Raw genomic sequence first — 8,327 nt, forward strand, 5'->3', positions numbered from 1 at the left:
ATCAAATAATCACTATAAAGATCAAGCATATCCATTTAATTCCCTCCCTAAAATTAAGGGCGGAATTCTAATGCTTTTTAGTCAAACTACAAGTTTATGTGCGTAACATGAGTTAATTACTCTAGTGACCTATTTTTCTTAAAACATCAAGTTTCCTTATTAACACTTCGCTTGATTAAATGGGAGAATATTTGCTTCTTAAAAGATCAACGAGCACTTCCTAAACAGGGATGAACAAGGTTTTAAATTTACATCTCCTAAGATAAAATCGGTGTTACTTGAAAAGTTTCATACAGAAACAATCCCTAAGGACATATAATGAATGGACTCACGGTAAAACTGTTTTTTATTGCATTGGTAGTATTTATTGCAACAGATATGCTTTGGTTGGGCTTTATTGCTAAGAACCTCTATTTTCAACATTACAAACCCTGGTTAAACTTAGTAGACGGCCAATTAAAACCACTTTGGTGGGCCACACTAATGGTGTATCTGTTGTTTGCATTTAGCGTTATAGTATTCATTATTCCTTTAGCAAACAACTCTCCTTTTTGGGCTGCATGTTACGGAGCTGCGCTTGGTACAGTTATCTATGGGGTCTATGATTTTACCTGTCTTGCTATTTTTAAGGATTTTCCGGTGGACATCGGACTTTTAGATTGGCTTTGGGGTATAGTGCTTTGCTCATGGAGCTCTTTTATAACCTGTTATTTAGGTAGTTATTTTAAATAGAATCGTCTATACAGGTTCTATATAAGCCAGCATCATAGCCGCCTTAAAAAGAATTTCCTTTTTCTTTCTTGATCCATTGTACCCCAGTAATGAGAAGTGTAATAAATGTGCGGATTTGCTTGCAAGTTTATCATTAGCCTTGAGCCATGCAACTCCAGTAAAGCGAATTAGACGGGCATGGCTGCTCTCTTATTATTACTCACTTTTCCTAGTTAATTTTGCAAAAACTTTATGGCCTATACTTTCGCCAAATAAAGAAGAATATGCTTTATAATCTCAGATATAACCGCAGTACAATAGGGGGTAATCCACCGCTCTATTTCATTAGAAGAGAAGCGCATTACAACTGCTCAATTATTTGACAATACCATCTGATGTACTATAATTAAAAATGTAGACACAAATCGGCCTTGTGCCTGAACCGAGTCTATTTCGAAGCCACCTTAGGGTGGTTTCGTCGTTTTAACATTCTGAATAATTAAAACAAGACATTACTTACACAAGCTCACGCCATGATGCGTAGGCCAATTTACAATTATTCGCTAAGCTTAAATCAGTACGAGGAAAGACAGCCGCTAGGTCGAAAGGATCTTTGAGCCCTCACGGACGATGCCACAAAGAAGTGGGCTTTTTTCTCGGAACTCCTTATCCTAAGGTACTTAAATCGATAATCTCTTTATTGGATTTATTCCTTATAAAACTCAAACGATTTTATACGCATCATAATGATGAAATGCTTTTTTAAGAGGCAATTCATTCCACTGATTTAATCCGACTCCATGAGGGATAGAGCCTAAAAAACCCATTGCTGGAAAATAAAAATTGATTCTTTTTATTCACCGGACAATGATCTTTAATGGCAATAGCTTCAGAATACGGCCAACTGGCTTTCCTGATATTCAAGGTCTTAACCCATACGGGATTTATTATTGCAATAATTATCCACTTGCTCAGGCGCCACCTCCTGTACTTGAGAACCAAAAAAGCGATGCAGATTACCTTGGGTCTGCCCAAGGTAAAAGGAGAGGTTGGTAAGGCCATCAAGCTTTAAGGCATGATAGTGGTCAGAGGTATTCGGGGCATTAGGGTCAAGGGCCAGCCAGGAGTTGACTGTATCTTTAAATGAGCTGGTAAACGAATCCCCGTATTTCTGAGTTAATTGAGCTAGGCATTGGGCTTGCTCCTCAGTGCTGAAATTAAGGCAGGCAAGTGGCTTAGCACTGTCTGGGTCTAGGGTACTGATGTACTCCTTATAAGCCTCATTCATAGCCTCTTTGTTGTTCAGGGTTGCTATTTTGGTTTTAAATAAACTTAAGGCAAAATCACGCACTTCTTGCTTGATGTCGTCGTCAGTAAGTAGTTTTAGTAAAGGGTGGCCGATTACTGATTGGAATAAGCGGCGTTTGACTCCGGAATAACACGAAGGCTTATCACCCTCTAAATCATCGTATTCTTCCCAAACACCCTTATTTAAACGGGTTTTATTCCAATTATGTGCCCGACCATTGAGCATCAACTCACGGATAAAATGCTCAATACGCCCTTCTAGCGTATGGCCATCGGTAGGTGGGATAGCTTCATCTTTTGCGGCCAGCCAGCAGAGGGCAATTAGGAACTGGTATTCTGCAAAAGTAGACCATTTTAGGCTTCGGTCTTGTCCATCCACATAGACGTAAGAAGCCTGTTGATGCATCCAGTAATTGGGTTTAGACAGATAACGCCAAGCACTGTGATAGGGGTTTTTATAGTATGCTTTTAGCGCTTCTTCTTGCTGCTTTGGACTTAACGCTAATGCCCTAAATTGACTAAAGTCAAGCGGTAGTTCAATGGGTCGAACTTCTTCTTCGCTTACGAGACTGGCGGGATTTTGTTGGTAATGGGCACTTAAGTAGTTTCTTAAATCGTTCATAATCTCAGCCGCGCCAGCCGCCTCAATTAGCGGCTTGTAGTGCTTGATTGCTTGCTCTAAGCGCTTTTGTTCCCCTTGGGTTAAGGCGTATATCGAAGATTCACGGTCACGCGCGAGCCTGCTTAAATCCAATTGGCCACGTGCTTCATTACGATAATAGTTATTTTGTTCTGCTAAAGCGCGTACCAAAGGAAGGCTTAAAAGTAAGACTGTCGCATCGCTATTGCCGAGGTGACAAGCAAGGCGCAGTAGTTCATTAGAGCCACCTTCATTAAGTTCTTGGTGGGCTAAGTTTTTTACCGCCGGAATCGTTAATAAAAAGCGTAGCTCATCGACATTCGGCTCTGCATCGGCGTAATCGCGTCTAACACCGCGGCGGATTAAATTACGAAGCAAGTAAAAACAACGGGGCGCTTCCTCGGCCTCTACATCAAAAACACCAGCAGGATGGGTTTGTTCATAGGCCTCTTTACGCCCCTTTAATCCCTCGAGTTGTGCAGCTACAAAGGCATAAACATACATTTGACCGTATTCGCAGTCATGAGATTCAAAGTAAGCAAGACCAGCGTCAAAATACCAATATATGCACACACAAATTAATTAATTCACTTAAAAAAGAATATCGTCTTTTAAATATCTTTTTGAATTAAATTCATTCTTGGCCCTACCCTTATCCCTCACCACACTGCAAGCATTCATAAATCAAGACCATTTTACTCTTCCAAATAGGCGATGGCGTGAGCGCCATGCATTAACTTAATTTTTCTTGCAAACACACTGGAACAGTTCTAAGCATTCCACCTAGGAGGCCAATAAATAACGAAAATCACGGTGTATGCACAGACTTATCCACAGAAATTGTGGATATCTTGGCTTTAAGTTTGCGAGGGAAAAATCACAATAAATCAATAAACACAAGGGGTTTTGCGTCTGTTCGTATTTTTTGTAGGATTTTGAGGGTTGTAACTATTGACAATTATCCACAGTGGCTAATTGGGATGGATAGAATAAAACTGCAAGATAATAACCAAATAAAAAAGAAAAAAACAGTCTTGACGCCCACTTTTTTTAAATCTTTTTGAAGAAACAACAAAGATCTAACCCTCCTCGGAGTTGATGCGCACAACCGGTTAGAAAATTAGGCGTTCTGCACCATAGAATACCGCCCCCTGGCCTTGATGATGACTTGGGATAAAGCCGTCCCACCCCATCTTACTGATAAACCTGCTCATTAAGCCAGGGATACTCCTCCAGAGACAGCGCGCAGCAACTTTTGAACAAGATGCGCGAGTTATGGTATTCTTAATAGCCTGCGCTTACCTATTGATTTTAGCATGACTAACTACACCCTATCCGTGACAGAGCTTGCATTGCCCTCCCCACGAGTAGGCAGCATTGATACTTATTCAGGCTTTGCTCTCTCGTCTCAACTAGCGATTAAAACGCATCAATATTTCCAACTCCAACAAACTAAACAAAATCCTGATTATCAAGCTGAAGTAGAAACTCGCCACACGTTTAAATTTAAAGGCTATAGTTTTACGCTGTCGGGGCGTATGGATGGGGTTTATTATGAAAATCCCCTTCGTATTGAAGAGATTAAAACCGCCTTTGACCCTCTAAAATTAATTGAACTTCTTAAAGAGAGCAGCTTTACTCATCCTTATTGGTTACAACTGCAAGTCTATGGCTACCTACACTATTTAAAAACAAAGCAAATTCCTAAACTTAATTTATTAGTTATCTCCTTAAGGAATAAGAAAAAAACTTATCCCCTGCCTTTTGATTTGGATATACAAGCCTTTGAGCTTTGGTTAACTCGACGTTTAAAAGAACTGGTTCGAGAAATTGAAGAATCTCAAAAGCGCATAAAACGACGCCAAGCGCTTCATAAGCAGTGCCTATTTCCCTATGATGCCCCTCGTACACAACAAAAAGAATTAATGGATGTTGTTTCACATCATATGGCGCACAAAAAGCCCATGTTGATTCAAGCCCCTACAGGCCTTGGTAAAACCTTAGGCATTCTTTACCCCACTTTAAAAGAATCATTAAAGAGAGGCCAAAAAACCATTTACCTTACCCCTAAAAACTCTCAGCATCACATTGCGCTCAACAGTGTGCAATTACTCCAAGCTAAAGGAGCCGGCTGTAAAACACTGGTCTTAACCGCAAAAAGAAAGATTTGTATGAAAAACGAACCGCTTTGTGCAAGTCACTACTGTGAGTTTGCTGAAAATCACTACAGCAAGATGGTTGATAACCAGCTAATCCAAAAAGCGCAGAAGAAAAAAAATTTAGGTGAAGCTTTTTTTAAAAAAATGGCTAGAGAGTATCAAGTCTGCCCCTATGAATTACAAATGGATTGTATTGCCTTAGCGGATGTAGTTATTGGCGATTATAACTATGTCTTCTCATCCACCCCAAGTCCTTCACGGGTGACCAAAATTCCCCTAGGAGAACATGAAAAACCTAATTTAGTGATTGATGAGGTACACAACTTACCGGCACGGGGCATGGATTATTTCTCTCCTATCCTACAGGTCAGTTTTTTTGAATCCTATCTTAGCAATCTTGAACGCTACCCGCACCGTTTTAAAGACAAACTAATAGAGCGAGTCAGTCAATGTATAAGCCTCATTCACCAATGCGCTTTGCCAGGAGTACTCACTCCCCATCCGGTTAAACTCTCAGAAAAAATTTTTAAAGAACAAGAGGAGCGTTTAAATCAATTGTTGACCGAATATTTAGAATCCGATTTAAACATTGAAACCAATGACCCGATTTTAAGATTAGTAAATTATTGGTATGAATTCACCACAGCCTTAGAATGTATTAATCAAGAACAAGAGGAGTTTTTTATATTCTTCCATCCTAAACTGAACCAACTAAAAATTGCTTGTTTTGATGCCTCGTCTTTTTTAAAAGAACATTATCCTCAATTCCAACAAGTGATCGGTTTTTCCGCCACCTTAAAGCCCTTTTCCTATTACAGTCAATTAATAGGTTTAAACACCAATAGCCTCCATACGGAGGAATTCTTATCACCTTTCTCATCAGCCAATCGAAAATTATTAGTGATTCCGCAAGTCTCCACTAAATACAAAGACCGGACAGCAAATTATTTAAAAATTGTGGAAGTCATTAATCGGATTAGTCATTTAAAAAAAGGAAATTATTTTGTCTTCTTTCCAAGTTTTGAGTTTTTAGAGCAGGTTTTTAAATTAATGCCTCAAAGCGATTTTACTTTGTTACGTCAAGAGCGAATAATGACCTCAGCGCAGATCGATAGTCTGTTAAAGCAACTTAAAAAAGTGGATAAACATCATTTATTTTTTGCAGTTCAAGGAGGTCTATTCTCAGAAGGAATAGATTATGTGGGCGAGATGGCCATCGGTGCTTTTATCATTGGCCCCCCTCTACCCAATTATGACTGGGAGCGCGAGCAGATGAAGGGCTATTACCAGAAACGCTACAATGCAGGCAAAGAGTACGCCTATATCTACCCCGCTATGGCCAAAGCCATCCAAGCGGCAGGGCGCGTAATTCGCACCGAAACCGATAGAGGGCTTATTGTCCTTTTGGATAACCGCTTTTTGGATCCTCAATATAACCAATGTATGCCCAAAGATTGGTTTAAAACCCATCCAAAAGAACTTATATCCAATGCTATTTTAAAGGATATTAAACAGTTTTGGGAACAACAGGAAATAAGTACCAAAGTTTTTTGACAGGAAGCAAAAAGCCGTTTAAAGTCTTTTTCTCTTCCAGAGTGAACGCAGTATGAACACAGATAATCTACTAGAAAGAACGATTGTAATCCTTGATTGTCAAACCACGGGAATGCATCCCAACACAGGACGGATTTTGCAAATCGGTTGGGCTTTATATAACCCTCAGGATTTAGATTTAATTTCTATTGAGAAAAGAACCATAAAACTTCCACCTGAGGTGGAACTACCCAATAAAATAAAAAAAATGCTGCACCTTAGTGAAGATGACTTAGCACAAAGCAAAGAGCCTAAAGAAGTTTATGACGAATTGCAGTCCCTATTAAACAATTTGGAGGACAGTCCTATTGTTCTTGCTCATTATGCTCAATTCGAACAAAGCTTTTTAAAATCTTTTTACTTTGAGCACATCCAAAGTGATGAATTAAATTTTCAATTACTCTGCTCTCAAAAAATAGCCAAACGCCTCTTGCCTAACTTACCGAGCCATAACTTAAAAGCCTTAGCAGGGTTTTATCAATTAGCTAATACAAGGAAAAATGAGGTCAGCTCTCATGTGAAAATGACTTATCATGTGTGGCAGCAGCTCATCCCCTTGCTCATGCAAGAAAATATCACCACTTATTCAGCCTTAAGTACTTGGCTAAACTCTAAAATCTCCCCTACCGCCCCTCCTCATTACCAGTACAATATCGAGCGCCTTACGCGTTTAGAGCTTCCAGAAACACCGGGCGTCTATCATATGCTGGATAAAGAAGGCGCAATTCTCTATGTAGGAAAAGCGACCTCACTGAAGGCACGAGTTAACTCCTATTTTAGAGGCGTGAAAAATCGCGATCGGAGAAAACTCGAAATGCTGACACAAGTTTGGAATATACATACTTTTGAATGTGAAACTCCATTAGAAGCGGCTCTTCTAGAATCGGATGATATTAAAAAATGGGATCCGCCTTATAACCTTTTACTAAAAGAGAATAACCGAAGGATTATTTTTTATAATAAAGAGTTTAGCCACTATTCAGAACATCAAGATGCTGTTTTTTTTAAGGGACCTTTTAAACCAGCTGACTCCCTCAATCATTTAATGGAATTAATTAAGGCCATTCAAAACCGAAGTAAATTACCTTATGAAGAAGAAATCCACTCTGACATTATTGAACGCGCTTGGACTCTTTTTTGCAAATCACACCAACTCGATGTCGGTTTATTAAATGAAACGAATTGGCGAGTATTTTTTTATGTAGGCTACAAATTGCTAGGGCAATTTGAACAGCACCACGGTAGAGGTAATTTCGAACAGTGGTGGCTTACTAAAAAGAAAACCCAAGACCTAGAAGAACTTAGTTTAGAACAGCTAATCGCTGAAAAAATTAGCCGCTATTTTATAAGAGCGGGTGAAGAGCTGCGCAAGAATATTGCGTTAAGGCAGTTAATGAATTGTACCTTACTCATTCGCTCGTCTCAAAAAAAATTGAGGCTTTTAAAAGGTGAGTTGATTAAGGGAGCCTCCATGAACTCATCTAATACAGGCTCATTTACTTTGACTCATTATGATAGGCTTTGTATTTTACTGTCTGCTAAAAAGAAAAAATTACTTACTCTTTTGTGATTCACGCCCCTCAAAACAAGACATTTCTTACACGACAATAGGCGAATTAGAGTATTTATCTTTTAAAGGGTTCGCTATGATTGGGACAGTACGAGGAAGACAGCGGATGTCTTATAAGGATTATTTGCGCGCATCAAGGATGATGCACTACCACAGGGAGGTGGTCTGTCTCCTCGGAACACCTAATCAAACGGCAATCGTCTCATCCCTACACTTTTTCAGAATAATTAGCTAGGTCCGGGGATCTGGAACAAAATTCAGGAAAAATAAGAGCTATTCCCGGTTTGTTAGTTCATTCACCTTACTCTCAGAATGGCTTATCCACAAGTCCATAGGCCAGGAGAGC

At 39.5% G+C, this 8,327-nt stretch carries 4 protein-coding genes; 3 read left to right on the top strand and 1 reads right to left on the bottom strand.

Annotation, left to right across the window (positions count from 1 at the left end):
- Nucleotides 1–318: 318 nt before the first annotated feature.
- On the top strand, nucleotides 319–732 hold the full coding sequence (locus tag ELY15_RS11285) for a DUF2177 family protein (protein WP_127100063.1): 414 nt from the start codon (nucleotides 319–321) through the stop codon (nucleotides 730–732).
- A 907-nt stretch (nucleotides 733–1,639) separates the two neighbouring features.
- Here ELY15_RS11285 and ELY15_RS11290 read toward each other — a convergent pair.
- Nucleotides 1,640–3,232, bottom strand: coding sequence for a hypothetical protein (locus ELY15_RS11290; protein ID WP_148111241.1), 1,593 nt, complete (start codon nucleotides 3,230–3,232; stop codon nucleotides 1,640–1,642).
- 743 nt (nucleotides 3,233–3,975) lie between these two features.
- On the opposite strand from ELY15_RS11290, the gene ELY15_RS11295 reads away from it, so the two are divergent.
- Nucleotides 3,976–6,372, top strand: a complete 2,397-nt coding sequence (locus ELY15_RS11295) for an ATP-dependent DNA helicase (protein ID WP_127100067.1) — start codon at nucleotides 3,976–3,978, stop codon at nucleotides 6,370–6,372.
- A 52-nt stretch (nucleotides 6,373–6,424) separates the two neighbouring features.
- Complete coding sequence (locus ELY15_RS11300) at nucleotides 6,425–7,981, top strand: exonuclease domain-containing protein (protein WP_127100069.1); 1,557 nt, start codon at nucleotides 6,425–6,427, stop codon at nucleotides 7,979–7,981.
- The last annotated feature ends 346 nt before the right edge of the window (nucleotides 7,982–8,327 follow it).

The organism is Legionella sp. km772 (assembly GCF_003989735.1).
Classification (GTDB): domain Bacteria; phylum Pseudomonadota; class Gammaproteobacteria; order Legionellales; family Legionellaceae; genus Legionella.